We start from the raw sequence: 18,275 nt of genomic DNA on the forward strand, positions 1-18,275 counted from the left end.
GATTAACTCGCCGCTTGGGCTTGCTGTTTTTGTTGAATCCCTTTGGCAATTTTGTAACAGTCTTCTACGTGAGCTTCGGCGACTTTCTTCATCACAATGTAGCCTAAACTTGCAGCAACAAGTTGACCACCTAGCGGAATAAATTTAGTCACCTGTTTGGTGATGACCTTTGCTACCACATTGTTGAGGGATTTTTTCACTGCGGTACGTGCCACCACCAGGCCGGAAAATTCTACCCCCCGTTTACGCAGTTCATGCCAGTGTACTTTTTTGGTTTCAGGGTCATAGACACTGATTTGTTCCGGAGCCAAACCAAAACGTGCATTCACTTCCGGAATGAGTTGTGACAAAATTCCGACATCGATGACCACATCCAGAAATGGAACCGGAATGACGGCTGCACCTGCAGAACAGTAAGCACGTTTTTTGACAAGTTCCAGGCATTCTGCCCGAATGCTTTCCAAGTCTAACTGAGGATCGATTGCGTCTGGAATTTTATCTATTTTCATCATGTAAATACCTTAAATTTTGTGTTATTTGTTCTATTCAACCATCATTAAGGTGTGAATTTCAAAGCCTTTTTAAAGCTAATGTGCAGTTAAAACTGACATAGACAGACGCCGTTGTATAGTAAATAATCTTTATGCTTTTGTAGGCGTTTCATTTTTTAAAAAATATTGGGGTAATGCAGTCATGGCCATTCATGTGATTCAAAGTCAGCGTATAGACGTGCTGGTGCACGCCATGCTGACGACCGTGAATAAGCCTGCCACAACACCTTTTCAGCTGCTGCAAACTCAACACTTTATTGTGCCGTCGCATGCGGTTGAAGCCTGGCTGACCCAAAAGCTGGCAGAGCAAAAAGGCATCAGTGCCAATACCCAGTTTCATCACCGGATTCGTGGTTTCCAATGGTCAGCCTATCAATGGGTGCTGGTCGATCAAAAAGAGCAGGTGCGTAAAGCCAATATTCCACGAATTATTATCAAGTGGCGCGTGTTTCAGGCATTAAAAGCCTTTATTCAGGGCGAAAAAAATTCTTTACAGCTTGATCATCCTTTATATTCCATCGTACAGCGGATTTATGACAGCGCCGACCGTTTGGAACAGGGCATTGAAAAGCAGCTGAAAAAGCAGGGCATGCTGTATTGGGTGGCAGAGCAGGTATCACGCCTGTTTAGCCATTACATGGAATATCGCGGCCATTGCCAGAAAAATTGCCCTCCCAATATGTGCAGCTGTCCAACTAACTGGCTGCAGGCTTGGGGACAAAATAAAGAACTTCCGATTGAGGACATGTTCTTTAAAACCAATAGCGACATTTCTGAATTTACCCTGAATCAGGCGCGTGAACTGGAAGCCTGGCAGCGTTGGCTGTGGCAGGAAGTGTTTCATCAGGACTTTGAACAGATGCAGAGTATTGATGCTATGTTCTGGGAAACGCTGGATCATCCTGAGACCCGCAAGGCAGCATTAAAAAAATTGCCACAACAACTGGTAATTTTTACCCTGCTGGATTTGCCTCCCATGCAGCTGGAGTTTTTACGCCGTCTGGGGCAGTACCTTGATATTTATATTCTGCATTACAACCCTTCACAGGAATATTGGGCCGACAGTGTCGATCCGAACTGGAAAGCACGTTACGACCTCAGGGTCAAAGAACGCTTTATTGCGAAAAACCCCAAAGCCAGTGATGCCGACATTGAACAGTTTTTCCAGGAATTTACTTTAAATTTCAATGCAGAACAGCGCGAGTCGCGTCATCCTTTGTTGACCCGTTTTGGCAAGCAGGCGCGTGACCATTTCTCCCTGTTATCGAATTTATCTTCGGGGGAAGATGGGGTCTGGGCAGATGCCTTTATTGATGAATATAAAGCGAATTTACTCGGTAAAATCCAGTCTGATATTTTGTATCTGGTGGAGCCAGAGCAGCATCAATATGTACTGGATGAACAGGATGATTCGATACAAATTCATGTTTGCCATTCCAGTTTGCGCCAGCTGGAAGTGTTAAAAGAACAGCTGATTCACTGGCTGGCACAGGGCACCAAAGAAGCACCGCGTAGACCCAGTGATATTTTGGTGCTCAGCCCAAGCTTAAGCGAGCTTGAACCGCTGATCCGCAGCGTATTTGCACCGCCACCCAGCGAACGTGACCTGATTCAGCATAAAGCCGGCAGCAGTCATCAACTGTCCAAAGACAGTGTATATCTGCCCATTCAAATTGCCGGTGTGGCACAACTGGATGCGTTGAATGCTTGGCGAGCGGTACTGGGCCGGATTGAACTGATTCAGGGGCGTTTCAGTATTGAAGATTTTGCCGACTGGCTGAGTTTAAGCGCGACCCAGCAGCGTTACAGTCTGGACGTCAATGCCATTGAACGCATTACGGAATTGCTGATTGCTGCCGGTTTTAAACGCGGACTGGATGCCGAGCATTTAAAGCGTAGCCTGTGCGAAGGCGATGAAGACTATCGTTTTAGTTTTAAATTTGCGCTCGACCGTTTGGCCTTGGGGATTGCCATTCCTGAGCATCGCCTGTTTCAGGGCACGCTCAGTTTTGCCCAGGTCCTGCCCAGCGATTTTGAGCTGATTGGCAAGCTGATCCAGATTTATCAGGATTTTGACGCGCGCCGGGACTGGATGATTGCGCATGAGCAAGGACAAAATGTCCCTGTAGAGCAGTGGCTAAAACGCCTGATGCAGGATCTTGCCGAGTTTGAAGAAACTGGCGTCGAGTCATTATCGACCGTGTATAAAATCATTAAAAAACAGGAACGAATGCTGACACTGGCCAGTTTCTACGATGAGCACGATCATCATGCCTTGCGCAGTTTAAGCCTGCCTCTGCCTTATCTGTTGGCAGAAATTAATAACACCTTGGAAATGCAGCTGGACCATGCTGAACCGACCGGGCAGATTACTTTTAGCCAGATCGGGCAGATTCGTCCTGTGCCGTATAAGCTGATTGTGATGTTGGGACTGGACAGTGGTAAGTTTCCCAATCGTAGCCAGCATTTACCTTTTGATTTGATGGATTTGCTCAAACCGCAGCTCGGCGACCGTTCCCGTCTGGAAGATGATCAGGGGGCATTTTTAGATCACCTGCTATTGGCGCAGGACAACCTGTGGCTGTTTTATAATGGCTTCGACATTAACGATGGTGAAGTGCGTGATCCATCCACTGTGGTACAGGAACTGGTACAGCATCTGGCCTATATTGTGCAGAACAAAAGGCCCGATGCGGAAGCCGATGAAACGGTAATCATCGGCGGTGTAGAGGTGCCTGAACAACTACGCTCGCTGTATCATGTGCATCCCTTATTACCTTTTGATCCACTGGGCTTTGAATCGGCCCGACCGGTGCGTTATCAGGATCAGTGGTTTTGTATAGCGGGACAGATTCGGCATGCCACCGGACAGCGTTCATCTTGGGTGAATACGCCTTATCAGCATCTGCAGCAGGATGTCTTGGTGCTGGACAGTCATCAATGGATTCAGGATGTGACGTTTCCGGCACGTTTATATTTAAAAACCTTGGGGGTGGAAAACCTGCGCCCTGAAGATCTGCCTGCGGTACAGGAACCCTTGTTGCTGGATGGTTTGGGGCGTTATGCCGTGCGCCAGTTTCTGCAAAAACAGGAGGGGACTGCTCAACCTGAATTGTTGATGGATCAGCTGCCGATAGGCAAACTGCAACAAAGCAGCTGGCAAATGAGTCTGGTTGAACAGCAGCGTTTAAAAGACCGCTTGCTGAAATATGCCCCTGAAGTGACTCCGACCACACAGCAAGTGTGGAAGGTGAATGATCACATGTATATGAACATTCATTTGCCGAAAAATGGCGCAGAAAAATGGGTCAGTCTGGATGCTTCAAGCGCGCGTGCCAAGCGCCGTGCCAAAGTCTGGCTGGAATATCTGCTCTGGCTGGCTTATCTGAATCTGGGTGATGGTGGCGAAAAACTGGCGCGGATTGTGGTGTTTAGTGACCGGACCATCTTGTGTCATGGCGTGACATCCAATAAAGCCCGTGAATGGCTGGATCACTGGCTGGCGGCCTGGAAATATGGACAAAGCCAGCCGTTGGTGTTGCCTGCGGCCTTGCTGCTTAAAATTGCTGAGAAAGACAAACAGCATAACTGGCAAGCCAATGAGCAGAACCAGATGTGCATTGACGATATGGATGTGATCTATAAAGACTGGCATGAAGATGGCAAGTTCAGCGGCTTTTCTGTGGCGGATAATGAAGCCACCCAAATGCACCGCGACTGGCAGTTTATTTTACAGGAACAGGATGCAACTGCATTGCTGGAAGATGCCTGCGCACAATTTTCCTATCAGCTCTATCAACCGGTATTTATGCATCAACAGGCCATTGAAGAATAAAAAATAAGATGAATTCTCCCCAAATATTAACTCAAATGTCTTTTAACCCGATTGTCGACATGCAATTCCAGGGTTTGCACTGGATTGAGGCTTCGGCCGGTACCGGAAAGACCTTTACCCTGTCCAGTCTGATGGTGCGGATTTTTCTCGGGCCATATCTGCCTAATCAGGTGATTGCCACCACCTTTACCCGTGCCGCCGCTGCAGAACTGAAAAACCGTATTCGGGCACGTCTGGTGGAAACCTTGCGTTATTTTGAACGCTGTCAGACCCTGACCGAGACTGAAATTCAGGCCAAAATTGCCGCTGAAACAGATCCCTTATTTCAAAAGGTGCTGAGTGACTATGCTACGCGAGTGGATTTTGCCCGGGAACGTTTAAAACTGGTGATTGACCAGCTGGATGAAGTGTTTGTCGGTACATTGGATAGCTTTAGCCAAAAGCTGTTGCGCGAGTTTTCTTTTGAAAGCGGCAAAATTGAACGGGCCGATATTACCGATGATGCCAAAAGCTATACTTACCAGCTGATTCATGATGTGCTGCGTGAATGGATTCAGTTGCAGCCACAAAATGTGGTGGACTATTTGCTACTGAATCAAAAGCTGAAGTCACAGGAAGCTTATGTGCCAGTAGTGGAAAATAGCCTGAACTTTGCTTCGGCACAGTTTCAGGAAGTGCAGGCGCCCGAGCTGGATTTAAAGCAGTTTGAGCAGTTGGTGGATGAGTTTATCCAGCTGGATTTAAGCCTGATTGCCGGATTGAGTGAATATTATTCCGCAGATGGTCAGTATCATTCGGTCATTGGCAAAAAATGGCGCACTGATAGCATGATGCAGCGTACGCTGTGTGAGGATTTACCGGCTTTTATTCAGGCTTTGGCTGAACAGCGCAGCTATGCCTTATTTGCCCCGCATTTTGAAACGACCCTGAAAAATCTGACCGATCTGGCAACGAAAAAAGTCCTGAATAAATGTGCAGAAGAGGTATTGCATCAGTTTGAACAGCACTCAGTGATGCAAGCGCTAAAAAGTTTTTGCGAAGCTTTGTCCAAGCTCAATCTGGATCTGGATTTGCTGGATGCCTATCTGAAGTTTTATTTAAGTAAAGAAGTCAAAAAACGCTTGCCGCAAGTGCTGCAGCAAAAAAGCGAAACCACTTTTGCCCAGCAAATTCGTACTCTTTCAGAAGCCTTGCAAGGTGAGCAGGGACTACGCTTTGCCAAGTTTGTGCAGGCACGTTATCCCCTGATTTTAGTAGATGAATTTCAGGACACCAATCAGGATCAGGACAATATGTTGGCGCGGATCTGGCGCGACCAGAAGCGCTATATGCAAGGTTGCATGATCATGGTCGGTGACCCGAAACAGGCGATTTATGGTTTCCGTGGCGGCGACATGCTGACCTATAACAAAGCCCGTGCCGATGTGCTGTCCAAACAGGGACGGCAATACAGCCTGCGCCATAATCACCGTTCGGTTAAAGTGCTGGTGCAGGCGGTGGATGCCCTGTTTCAGCGGCAGATGGACTTTGGTGAAGAGGTGATTTATAGCCCAGTTGAAGCCGGCTCGCGTCCTCATCCGGCACTCATCGATGCAGAGGGTGAAAATCATCAACCGCTGCGCTGGCTGTTGCTGAATGATAAAAAGGACGAGCCGATTCAGGTCGCCTGGAAAATTCGTGATTTACTCAATCAGGGCATTGAAGAAAAACTCTATCTGGCGGAAAAAACTGGTCCCAGATATCTGATTGAAAATGACATCGCAATTTTATCGAAAAACCATGATGGTCTGGATAAAGCCCAGTATGAATTGGAGCGTCTGGGCATTCGGGTCAATCGTCCATCGAAACGCAGTGTGTTTGATCATGCTATTGCCAAAGATGTTGGGGCGGTACTGGCAGCCATTATGCATCCTTATGACGAAGGCAAAATCAAGCGGGCTTTACTCAGCCGTCTATTAGGCTTTAATTTGCAGCAATTGATACAGCTTGCAGCCCAGGCCGATGGTTTGAGCCAGTTCATTTACAACTTTGATTGCATTCGGGAAATGTGGCTGCAAAAAGGCTTTTTAACCGCGTGGCAATATTGTCTGAATTTATTTCAGGTCTGGAAAAACCTGGTGGCCACCCAGAGCCGCGATAATGAACGTAGCGTGGTTAATCTGCGTCATCTGACCGAATTATTATGTCAGCACAGTGAACAGTATCAGGGCGCGCAAAAGCTTTATCACTGGTATCTGAAACAGCTGCAATCTCCAGCGGAACGTGAGTGGGAACTGGAACGCAAACTGTCCAATGAGGCAGGGGTGCAACTGATGACCATTCACCAGTCTAAAGGACTGGAATTTAAAATTGTGTTCCTGCTTGGGGCAGATAAAGATTTTAGGGAAATGAACAAAACCCTAAACTTTTCCACGGTAGAACATGTTCATCCGGTGACCGGGAAAGTGGATATTCAGCGTGTGGTTGCGGTGAATGACAAGCATTTGCTCGATCAAAACGCAATTGATCAGCACAATGCCCGTGCTGTCGCAGAGCAGCATCGGCTTTGGTATGTGGCCCTGACCCGGGCCAGCCATCGGGTTTATGCCTTGTTACAGGATCAGGAAGGCAAGTCCAATCATGGTTTGGCTTTCTGGCGCGGGCAAGACTTTGAGCATCCCGCCAGTGCTGAAGAAGCATTACTGATTGAAAGACCGGTCAAGCTGCAAGCCAAGCAGCAGGAACTTTTGCCTTTACAGGCTTTGCAATTCCCTAGTCAGCGCTTTTATCCACGTTCCAAAACCAGTTTCAGTGCCTTGGCCCAGCATTTAAGCCGTAAACAGGCTATGGATGCGCTGGCGGTGAATACCGAGCAAATGCCAAGTGCCGCAGATGAAATCCATGTGATTGAAGTAATTGAGATTGTTGCCAACCAACCGTTGGCATGGATCAAACGCAATTTTCCGATGGGCACAGTGGCAGGAACATTCCTGCATGAAATTTTCGAACATATTGATTTTAAAGATCAGCAAGACTGGTCTTTGGAAATCCGACGCCGTTTTAAAAATGATTATCCTGCTTTGTGGCAAGAACTTTCGTTAAAATATGAGCAGGAGTTTCAGCAGGTCGATGAAGAACAGCTGATTGGCTGGATGAGTGAATGGCTAGCCGAGGTGTTAACGACACCCTTACATCAGGATTTTCAGCTCAATCAACTGAATGAACATGAATATCTGGCTGAATTTCCGTTTTATCTGTCCTTGTCAGATCATGTTTTGGCCATCCAGCGTATTCATCAGCTCTATGCAGAACATGGTATTGAGATGCTAGATTTTAACCCGGCCAATTCTGCACGCTATCTCACCGGTTCCATCGATTTGGTGTATTTTGATGGCCAGCATTATCACATCGCCGATTATAAAAGTAACTTTTTAGGCACCGATCAATCGCATTATGTTGAGATGGAAATTAAGCAGAGCATGTCGCATGCCAGCTATTGGCTACAGGCTGGTTTGTATCTGGTTGCATTGCATCGCTATTTAACGGTACAGCTGCAGGATTATGACATTGAAAAACATTTGGGTGGCGCAAGTTATCTGTATTTGCGCGGCATGAATGGGCAGGCGCAACAGGGCTTTTATCATTGGAAGCCGGAGGCCGAATTTATACTACGGCTTGATGCTATTTTAGGCAGTTTTACTGAAGATAAAAACAGCAAAATAGCCTGATTTATGAAAATTAATGGCTTTTAAACAATAGATTAATCTGTGGATAACTTTGAGGATAACTGTGTGGAAAATAAACAATATAAAGATGATCAAAGCGCTGCATGGATCAGCACTTGGAGTCAGTTTATTCGCCAGCAGCCGTTTAGCTATGTACCGCAGGACGAAGATAGCAGTGATATTATTGAACAGGTTCTGCAAGCGGTTCAACACGGTGACAGTTGTATTTCTGCAACTCGGCAGCAAGCGGATATGCTGCATGATTTAGTGGTTTTGGCTGAAAATGTCGAGCAAAATATCGCGCCTTTTGTTTTTGATCAGCAGCATCTGTATCTGTACCGTTACTGGGCGATGGAGCAGTCTCTGGCCCAGCAAGTGGTACGTCTTAAACAACAAACTATTCCCCCTGTTGATCTTGCAGCTTATCCCGATTTACTCACTGACCCCTATCAAATTCAGGCTTTGCAGATGGTGGCGAAGCAGGCACTGAATATCATTACTGGCGGACCGGGAACCGGAAAAACCTATACCTTGGCGCGAATTATTGCCGTGCTGAATCAGGCGATGCCGAATATCCGCATTGCCATGGCTGCGCCGACCGGTAAGGCTGCACAGCGCATGAAAGAAGCGCTGCAAAACTCGCTGAATGATGAAAAACTGCAAGACTTAGTAACGGATGAGTTAAAGCAGCTCAACCCCATCACCATTCACCGTTTATTGGGGCTAGGAAGTAGTTATCAGCCACGCTTTCATGTCCAGCAGCCTTTGCCCTATGACGTGATTGTGGTTGATGAAGCCTCGATGTTGGATCTCAGTTTGGCCAATATGTTGTTGTCTGCGGTGCCTGATCAGGCACGGTTAATTTTATTGGGCGATGCTGACCAGCTGGCTGCGGTGGACGTGGGCGCCGTACTGGCCGACTTACAGCAAGTCCCGGCTCTGGCTGAAAATCGGGTCAATTTGGTCAACAGTCGCCGTTTTAAAGCAGGAGCATTGATTGGGCAAATGGCACAATTCATTCAGACCCAGCAAGCTGTGCAAACCAGTGCAGCCTTACTCGACCAGTTTGCACAGCAAGTGGTTAATCCGGGTGAAATCCAGGCAGTGTCATTGCAGGCAAAAATGGCGGATCAGATCCAACTTGAGTATTTTCCTGCTCATTTGACCGGGCAATTTGACCGGACAACTTATTACGACAAGCTGATGTTGGGCTATCACCCCTATATTGAAGTGCTGAAAAGCTATTTAACCGCCGATGAACCTGAGCTTTGGGTAGCACCGGTGATCAAGACTTTTGATGATTACCGGATTTTGGCGGCAATTCGTCATGGTGCCTTCGGTTTAGACCAGCTGAATCAGCAGATTGAAAAGCGCTTACTGGAGGCTTTATCGCTACAGATGAGCAGGCAAGGTGATTGGTATGTTGGTCGACCAGTGATGATGACCTATAACGATTATCAACTGGGCTTGTCGAACGGGGATATCGGAATCTGCTTTAAGCGTAACCGCGATGGACAGTCACAGTTTGAAGTCTATTTCCCGAGTTTGGAAAAATGGGTACCTGCTACTCGCTTACCGAAAAGTATTGAAACGGCATTTGTACTGACCATTCATAAATCACAAGGTTCGGAATTTACCCATACCGCAGTGGTATTGGATGAGGCTGCGAAAAATTTACTCAGTAAAGAATTGCTGTATACCGCAATTACCCGCGCCAAAAAAGTAGTGAGTGTGCTGGCTGATCAAGAGGCTTTTGTACAAGCCTTAACCATTAAAACCATAAGAAAAAGCGGAGTATTAGATAAAATTAATAATTTGCTAAATTGTTAATCGTAAATAAATAATTTAAAGATTTGTACGAAATTGCTTACATCAATTCGAGAAATTGGCGCATAGAGCTTTAGGAATGTTTTTGAGATGATGGCTGCACATAAAAAGCTCAACACGGAAAGTTGGGTAAAATCGCCATAACATAATAATAATGCCGAAAGGCAGCGAACTTACAATGAAGTAAGTATAAAGAGGAAACTTACAGCCGCTAAGCCTTGTAGTTTTGGGAGAGACTACAGGGCTTTTTTATATGCACAATTAGGCGATTTATTACAAAAATGATTGGCTGAAATGACCACTATTGAACTCTGGTTGTAGCGCTAAAAATCAAATACGGTAGATAGAGGTGTTTTTGTATGAATTACATCTTTGGTTTGTATTAACATATTTGATTTTATTGGATATATTTAATTTTTTTGGTTACATGAAATATAAGAAATAATAATTAATGTACGAAAAGACTTACAAGGAGATACGAGAAAGTCGACTTTTTTACACAATGTTTTGTGGCAGAATCTACCACATAAGGAAGTAAAGCTTCACACAAGGAATGTTTATAACGATAAACGCGAAAAGCGTAAATTATGACTATAAATAAAAGAATAATAATTAAAACATAAGAAACTACAGCGCAAAAAAAGCCCAAGCCCAGCTTGGGCTTTTTTTTATCTTCAATCCGTAACGGGAAAATAAAAAGAGGCGCTTTTCATGGGTAACACAATTTTCCCAGTTTTTAGAATGAACGTTAAGCGTTAAGGTATCAATTCAAAGTGGAAGGGATAAAATAAAAAATGAATAATTTTCAATGAATTGATATAAAAAAATGAAAAGCGGTTTCTCTTTTTGCAATCCCCCGGATTTTCCCTTAAAATAACGCACTTGCTGTAGTGATGCACGGCAGTCAATTGAGAAATCAATTGATTTCTATCAAATGTAATTTTTAAGCATCTCGGAGAAATCGAATGGCTTTAACAAACGCAGATCGCGCAGAGATCGTTGCTAAATTTGCTCGCGCTGAAAACGACACTGGTTCACCTGAAGTTCAAGTAGCTCTTTTAACTGCCCAAATCAATGATTTGCAAGGTCACTTTAAAGAACACAAACACGACCACCATAGCCGTCGCGGTCTTATCCGTATGGTTAACCAACGTCGTAAGCTTCTTGACTACCTTAAAGGTAAAGACGCTACTCGTTACAGCGCTTTGATCGCTGCTTTAGGTTTACGTCGTTAATTCGATTAAACTTATTTTTTCGGACTATTGCATGTTAAATGCTGTATTGCTGAAAATTAAGAATATACCTGGCTTTGGTTAGGTAATGGGGAAGGGGCGATTGTTTCGCTCCTTCTTTGTGTTTAAAAATAGTGTATTCATACATTTTATAGTCTAGTGAGGTCGGCTTCTAAGCTTTGTCATTTATGCAGTTGATGTGAATGCCAAACCTTAGGGGTCTCCACTAGAATAACTGTTCAAAAGAACTAGGAAAGAAAAATACATGTCAATGTTTAATATTGTTCGTAAAGAATTTCAATTTGGTCAACATCAAGTTGTACTAGAAACAGGTCGTGTTGCGCGTCAAGCCAACACCGTTCTAATCACTATGGGCGGTGTAACCGTACTGGTTGCCGTGGTTGCTCAACCGACTGCTAAAGCAGGTCAGGACTTCTTCCCACTGACTGTTAACTATCAAGAAAAACAATATGCTGCTGGTCGTATCCCGGGTGGTTACGGTAAACGTGAAGGCCGTGCGTCTGAAGCTGAAACTTTAATTTCACGTCTGATCGACCGTCCAATCCGCCCATTGTTCCCAGAAGGTTATTACAACGAAATTCAGGTCACTGCGACTGTGGTATCTTCTGATAAAACCATGGAAGCTGATATTGCAGCAATGCTCGGTACTTCAGCAGCACTTGCCATTGCAGGTACGCCTTTCCGTGGTCCAATCGGTGGTGCGCGTGTTGGTTTAATCAACGGTGAATACGTTCTTAACCCGAACAATGAACAGTTAAAAGAATCTGACCTTGACCTTGTGGTTGCAGGTACGGAATCTGCAGTATTGATGGTTGAATCTGAAGCGAAAGAACTTTCTGAAGACCAAATGTTAGGCGCTGTGCTTTTCGGTCATGACGAAATGCAAATTGCAATCCAGGCCATTAAAGAATTCGCTGCAGCTGCGGGTGCAACAGAGTCTACTTGGACGGCTCCTGAGAAAAATGAAGACCTTCGTGTAAAATTAAAAGAAGCATTTGAAGCGAAAATTTCTGAAGCCTATACCATTGCAGTGAAACAAGACCGTTATGCGGCATTGGATGCACTTCAAGCTGAAGCAGTTGCTCAGTTCGTTCCAGAAAATGACGAAACTGGTATTGCAGATGACTTGAATGAATTGTTTGAAGACCTTAAATACCGTACCGTACGTGACAACATTTTGTCAGGTAAACCACGTATTGATGGTCGCGACACCAAAACAGTTCGTGCACTTGATGTACAAGTTGGCGTTCTAGACCGTGCTCACGGTTCTGCATTATTCACACGTGGTGAAACTCAGGCCTTGGTAACAACGACTTTGGGTAATACACGTGATGCGTTAATGGTAGATACATTAGCGGGTACTAAAACTGATAACTTCATGCTTCACTACAACTTCCCTGCATACTCGGTAGGTGAAACTGGTCGTGAATCTGGTCCTAAACGTCGTGAAATTGGTCACGGTCGTCTGGCGCGTCGTGGTGTTCAAGCCGTACTTCCTGCAGCTGACCGCTTCCCGTACGTGATCCGTATTGTATCTGACATCACAGAATCAAACGGTTCATCTTCAATGGCTTCTGTATGTGGTGCTTCATTATCACTTATGGATGCAGGTGTTCCACTTAAAGCACCAGTTGCCGGTATTGCAATGGGTCTAGTGAAAGAAGGCGAGCGTTTCGCAGTACTTTCTGACATCTTGGGTGACGAAGACCACCTTGGCGACATGGACTTTAAAGTTGCAGGTTCTGCAAACGGTATTACTGCACTTCAAATGGATATCAAGATTGAAGGTATCACTGAAGAGATCATGGAAGTTGCGTTAAATCAAGCATATGCAGGTCGTATGCACATCCTGAATGCGATGAACCAGGTGATTTCACGTGCCCGTCCTGAAATTTCTATGCACGCGCCGACATTCCAGGTGATCAGCATCAACCCTGACAAGATCCGTGACGTGATTGGTAAAGGTGGTGCGACCATCCGCGCAATTACTGAAGAAACCAAAGCAGCAATCGACATTGAAGACAACGGTACAGTTCGCGTATTTGGTGAAACTAAAGCTGCTGCGATGGCTGCAGTTGCGAAAATCCAGGCGCTTACTGCTGAAATCGAACCAGGTACAATCTACACAGGTAAAGTGATTCGTATCGTTGAATTCGGTGCATTCGTGAACATTCTTCCGGGTACTGACGGTTTGCTTCACATCTCTCAAATTTCGAACGAACGTATTGCCAACGTTTCAGACGTATTGTCTGAAGGTCAGGAAATCAAGGTTCAAGTGGCCGATGTTGACAACCGTGGTCGTATCAAACTGACCATGAAAGACATCGAACAAGCTTAATGGTTTGAATTTCACATGACTAAGCTCATGTGAATGAAAATGATTAAAAAAGCCTTGAGCTTCGTCAAAGCAATCACTTTGGCTGGCTCGGGGCTTTTTTGTGGGCAGCGAAAAAATTCGGTTTAAAATATGTAAATCCAGTTGTATGTTATTGCTTAACACTTTCGCACAGCTGATAATTTCATCGCAGATAGTATGATTAAATTATTGAAATTTCCATTAATTAAACAATAAAAAAGTACCCTAGAGAATTGTTGATATGCAGGTTTATTATTTCTACCAACATCCCACTGAACAGCATATTTTTGTACAGAAAACCCAAAATGTTACAGCTGAACCGGTCTTTTTGTGGATTGATTGTACTCGGGAAGATGTCGTGAATCGTGCGGATGAGTGGCAAAAAGAAATCTATCAATATACTCAGCTGATATTAAATGAATTTCATGTGAAAGATATTTTAAATCTGGAGCATCCTTGTAGTTTCGATACCCTGGAAGATTATGACCTGCTGATTTTCCGTAAACTGATTAGCCCGGATGATGATATAAAAACCGGAGCACAAGCGCTGGAACAGCATGAAAAGATGTTTGGTTTAGCCACCACACCGGTGAGTTTTATCATTACACCTCAGGCGCTGATTACGGTGCGTGAACAAGGCAATAGAGCAGTTGAAAATTATATTTCCCGGATTGAAATGAATTTCACCCGTTCTGTGCAAGATCAGAACAAATCGCGTAAGGCTTCTACCACACCTTTAGATTTAGCTTTACGCTTGCTAAATAGCATGATCGATGGTTATTTAGATTTGCGTGTACCTCTGACCCGACGTGTCGAGTTCTGGCAGCAAGAATTACTGCAAGGCCATCGCAGATTTGCCAAATGGAATCAGTTATTACAGGAAAGTATGTCTTTTCAACAAGTGGAGAATCTTTGCGAAGAACAAATAGATGTCTTACAAGAACTGCGGGACGAAATTGTCGATAATTACCCTCATTTAAAAGGCAAGAAGAAGTCTGAACGGCAGGATATTATGCTGGTACGGATGGACGATCTGGTTAGCCATGTGGGTCGAATTCAAAAACATACGGTTCGTCTTCGTGCTTCCATTCAGGCAGCCATCGATTTACATTTTTCTGCAATCGCCAACCAGACCAATGAAAACATGCGGATTCTGGCCATTATTACCGCGATATTTGCCCCTTTAACCTTATTGACCGGGGTTTACGGAATGAATTTTGAGTTTATTCCAGGCTTAAAATCTCCGACCGGGTTCTGGAGCATGCTGATCGTGATGCTGATCACGACGATACTGCTGGTTTATTATTTTTATCGTCGCCATCTGGTGGGTCGTGGGGAAAAGAGCGTCATTGATTTACTGGCCCAACAGCATCAGGATCAACGCGTGAACCTGTTCTGGTTTTTAAACTATGAGCCGATTAAGCACTCGGTCAAAGAAACCATGAAAGAAGTTGAAAAACTGACCAAGTTTAAATAAAGGTCAGTTTTCAGCAAATTTTTATCCATATTCACTGTGTTCGATGCACAATCAGCACAGTTCAATTAAATTCAAAAAATGCTCTCGGCCATTTTCTGTATGCTGCCAGATCAACTGACCTGAGCATTTTGAGTCAATATTCTATAAATTTCATCTTTCATTTTCAGCTTCTTGCGCTTCAATAAATCAATATCCTCATTAACTAAATTAACCGGATTAAGCTCAAGTTGAGCGATTTCTTTATCCAGTTCCTGATGACTCTCAAATATTTTTGCGAAATGAGGATCATCATGACGCAATTTGTGGATGAGTTCCTGATGCTCAGGAAACATGCGCTTCACTTTTTTATTACATTCTTTGGTTTTCATAAGCCTAGATTATTCTCCAGCATTGAATTTCAGAACAAAATAGTCAGTCATCACCTACCTATCTATAAAAGATAGCAGGGAGACTGAAAAGTACCTTTAAGCATTTTTGACATTCAAGTGTCTGACCTGTTTACGTAATTGCTGTACCTCATCAATTAAATCCAGCATCATTGCCACCGCAGAAAAACTGGCATCAAAGTCGCGCTGCAAACGGTAGGCCCGACGTGCACGCGAAACATCGTGACCAAAAAATTGATGAATTCTTTCTTCTGGGCGCGTGTCTAAAATATCGTATTCAAGTAGCTGTAAAACCCACTCCGGACTTTGTCCGCATGCATCCGCGAAGTGCTTTAAATCAAAACTGTAATGTTCATCAATGATATCTGCAGGATTAAATTCATCAGATATAATTTCACGATAATGAATGGTCGTCATGATGTTCTCCTTAATCATTGCGAGGCTTAAATTTGGTAAAGGCTTCGGAAAAAGCCTGGTAAGCCTGCTGTTCATGTTCAGTTTGCGCAGTTGGGTAAACAATATTTAAAACCAGATAGAGATGACCGGGTACTTTGCTTGGAACCCCTTGGTCCTTGAGTCGTAGCTGTTGACCGGTTTTGGCATTTTTAGGCACGTTTACCTGAATTTTTTTACCTTCAGGCGTAGATATTTCAATGCTTTGACCTAAGGCGGCTTCCCAAGGGGCAATATTCACATTGTAATAAATATCGGCACCTTCAACCCGTATCCGTGCAGTATCCTTATAGTGAATTTCAATGTACAAATCACCATTTTTACCGCCATTGATGCCACTTTGTCCTTGTCCAGAGAGACGGATATTTTGTCCTTCTTTCATGCCTTTAGGAATTTTGACCTGCAAAGTTTTGCGTTGAACCTCCGGCTCGCCATAGGCATTTAAGGTCGGAATCTGCAAGGTAATCTGCTGAGTGGCTCCCTGATAAGCAATTGCCGGATCAACCTCTATGCTGGCATGTTGATCTTCACCCTGATAACTGCGTTGTTGTTGGCGCTGTTGCTTTTGATATTGGTAGTTTGCTCCGCCAAAACCAGAACCAAAACGTCCAAAAAGGTCTTCAAAACCACTAAAATCGGACTGCTGCTGGTTAAAACCCTGACGGTAAAATTGGTTATGGTCAAAACCTCCTGTGCCAGTCTGTGCTCCAGATTGATAAAAAGCTTCAGGATGATCCAGCTGGAAATCGTATTCAGCTTTTTTCTCTTCATTGCTTAGCGTGTCATAAGCGACATTAATACTTTGCATTTTTGTTTCAGCATCGGTTTCTTTGCTGACATCGGGATGATATTTTCGAGCCAATTTCCGGTAGGCTTTCTTGATTTGATCTTGGGTGGCATTTCGGTTAATGCCAAGAACTTCATAATGATTTTGAGGCATATAATGGGAATCTGGGTTTGATCATGTTTTAATCATTATTATGCTTTTCATAGTTCTGAAACAGTATTGATCTGTGCCTTATTGTTTCAAATTATGACAAAAAAAGGCTCCGTAACCGGAACCTTGAAAAATGCTGAATGCGATTAATATTTAATCCAGGTCACACTACGCCCAATCACGGAAATTCCGACATAACCGCGCAGATTCAAATGCTTGCCACTGGCACTAAGACGTGCCTTGCCTTTATAGATTTTGCCGCCAACCGGATCAAGTACACGGCCATTGTTAAATTCACGAGGATTGTCCGAATTTTGGGTAAAGCCCCAAATAAAAGGTAAGCCAATAAAAGGCTTATTTTTTAAGTTGCCCGGGCAACTGGAACAGATGACCATTTTTTCTGTACCGGGTACATTGCGGGTTGCGACGATGATTCCTTCATAAGTGCCATCTGGCTTTTTACTGATTTCTACATCCGCACGAGAATAGCCGGTCCGGTCATCAATGGTTTTCCATTTGCCCACCAATGGATCATTTTCAGCAAAACTGAAAGATGAAACAGCAGCTAAAATTACCCCGGTCAAAATCCCTTTATATAAATTCTTCACTAATTTCCCCTGTTGAATGAACTATTTTTTAATTTTAGAGTAAAACGCCTAATTTATAGCGATAAGTATCTATAAAATCAAATGATTAAATTGATGAGTAAGTCACATAAATAATTAATAGTGCTAAGGGAGTTATTTTTTAATTTCTTTTTGATTAAAAAGTATTCGATTTAGATATTAAAAATTTAAATTTTTATTTAATTAATATTTTAGCTGAATGCCAAAATACAGTTTTTTATGAAGAAATTATTATTCTTATAATTTTTAGTAAGGGAGTTTATCTTTTAGTATATCCAAGTTATTAATAAAAAATAATTTATTTCATAGTTCATAAATGAGACTTGAACTGACTCTTAAGATTATAAATCTGGAGGATGCACAAGTTTTTAACAGGATGGAGATAAAAACTTGTGCTGAATGAAAAGCATGTTAATTCACTCTAATCCAGGACACGGTGCGGCCCAGCAGGCTAGTACCAATAAAGCCACGTAAGGTTAGGACATTGCCTCGTGTATTGAGACGTCCCTTACCTTGATAGACATGACCTGAAAGGGGATCAAGTACTTGACCATCAATAAATTCATCTGTCTTTTTAGGGTTTTGCTTAAAGCCTGACAAGATCGGTAAGCCAATCAGAGGCGCATTTTTGAGTGCTCCTTTGCATTTTTCACAATGATCAATAGCACTACGGTTTGGAATGGCATGGACTTGGATAATTGTTCCCCGATAAGCTCCATTTTCTTGCTTAGTGATGAGAACTTCAGCACGGGCATATCCTGTTTTATCATCAATCGTTTTCCATGTTCCCACCAAGTCAGGAGCTTTTGCATGAATAAAAGGACAGGTCAGCAGTAATAATAGACTAAGCATTATTTTTGTGTTCATGTG

General features: G+C 43.7%; 12 protein-coding genes. 6 read left to right on the plus strand and 6 right to left on the minus strand.

The annotated features are described in order from the left end of the window. Nucleotides 1–2: 2 nt before the first annotated feature. The gene (locus tag JFY49_RS01785) at nucleotides 3–509 is read right to left on the minus strand and encodes a hypothetical protein (protein WP_086195421.1); all 507 of its coding nucleotides are present in this window, start codon (nucleotides 507–509) and stop codon (nucleotides 3–5) included. A 184-nt stretch (nucleotides 510–693) separates the two neighbouring features. On the opposite strand from JFY49_RS01785, the gene JFY49_RS01790 reads away from it, so the two are divergent. From JFY49_RS01790 to JFY49_RS01815, 6 genes are all read left to right on the plus strand, one after another. Further along, nucleotides 694–4,386 (plus strand): exodeoxyribonuclease V subunit gamma, encoded by a 3,693-nt coding sequence (locus JFY49_RS01790; protein WP_086195231.1) that lies wholly within the window; start codon nucleotides 694–696, stop codon nucleotides 4,384–4,386. 8 nt (nucleotides 4,387–4,394) lie between these two features. Beyond that, nucleotides 4,395–8,093, plus strand: coding sequence for a UvrD-helicase domain-containing protein (locus JFY49_RS01795; protein ID WP_180176186.1), 3,699 nt, complete (start codon nucleotides 4,395–4,397; stop codon nucleotides 8,091–8,093). Between the two features lie 63 nt (nucleotides 8,094–8,156). Continuing rightward, nucleotides 8,157–9,920, plus strand: coding sequence for an exodeoxyribonuclease V subunit alpha (gene recD, locus JFY49_RS01800; RefSeq protein ID WP_180176185.1), 1,764 nt, complete (start codon nucleotides 8,157–8,159; stop codon nucleotides 9,918–9,920). A gap of 962 nt (nucleotides 9,921–10,882) precedes the next feature. Next, complete coding sequence (gene rpsO, locus JFY49_RS01805) at nucleotides 10,883–11,152, plus strand: 30S ribosomal protein S15 (protein ID WP_005007057.1); 270 nt, start codon at nucleotides 10,883–10,885, stop codon at nucleotides 11,150–11,152. Between the two features lie 268 nt (nucleotides 11,153–11,420). Continuing rightward, nucleotides 11,421–13,508 carry a polyribonucleotide nucleotidyltransferase gene (pnp, locus tag JFY49_RS01810; RefSeq protein ID WP_171263155.1) on the plus strand — a complete coding sequence of 696 codons (2,088 nt, stop codon included), beginning with the start codon at nucleotides 11,421–11,423 and terminating at the stop codon, nucleotides 13,506–13,508. Between the two features lie 259 nt (nucleotides 13,509–13,767). Next, the gene (locus JFY49_RS01815) at nucleotides 13,768–15,003 is read left to right on the plus strand and encodes a magnesium transporter CorA family protein (RefSeq protein WP_086195235.1); all 1,236 of its coding nucleotides are present in this window, start codon (nucleotides 13,768–13,770) and stop codon (nucleotides 15,001–15,003) included. Between the two features lie 110 nt (nucleotides 15,004–15,113). Here the strand turns inward: JFY49_RS01815 and JFY49_RS01820 are convergent, their stop codons facing one another. The 5 genes from JFY49_RS01820 to JFY49_RS01840 form a co-directional block, all read right to left on the minus strand. Further along, complete coding sequence (locus JFY49_RS01820; RefSeq protein WP_086195236.1) at nucleotides 15,114–15,371, minus strand: YdcH family protein; 258 nt, start codon at nucleotides 15,369–15,371, stop codon at nucleotides 15,114–15,116. 96 nt (nucleotides 15,372–15,467) lie between these two features. Next, a complete protein-coding gene (locus JFY49_RS01825) occupies nucleotides 15,468–15,806 on the minus strand; it encodes a chaperone modulator CbpM (protein ID WP_086195237.1) in 339 nt (112 codons plus the stop codon). 10 nt (nucleotides 15,807–15,816) lie between these two features. Beyond that, nucleotides 15,817–16,782, minus strand: coding sequence for a DnaJ C-terminal domain-containing protein (locus JFY49_RS01830; protein WP_086195238.1), 966 nt, complete (start codon nucleotides 16,780–16,782; stop codon nucleotides 15,817–15,819). Nucleotides 16,783–16,925: 143 nt separating this feature from the next. Continuing rightward, the gene (locus tag JFY49_RS01835; protein WP_086195239.1) at nucleotides 16,926–17,387 is read right to left on the minus strand and encodes a DUF2147 domain-containing protein; all 462 of its coding nucleotides are present in this window, start codon (nucleotides 17,385–17,387) and stop codon (nucleotides 16,926–16,928) included. 429 nt (nucleotides 17,388–17,816) lie between these two features. Next, nucleotides 17,817–18,257: a DUF2147 domain-containing protein gene (locus JFY49_RS01840; protein WP_227609520.1), complete on the minus strand. Its 441-nt coding sequence runs from the start codon at nucleotides 18,255–18,257 to the stop codon at nucleotides 17,817–17,819. Nucleotides 18,258–18,275 lie beyond the last annotated feature (18 nt).

It is taken from the genome of Acinetobacter sp. CS-2, from assembly GCF_016599715.1.
Lineage (GTDB): Bacteria > Pseudomonadota > Gammaproteobacteria > Pseudomonadales > Moraxellaceae > Acinetobacter.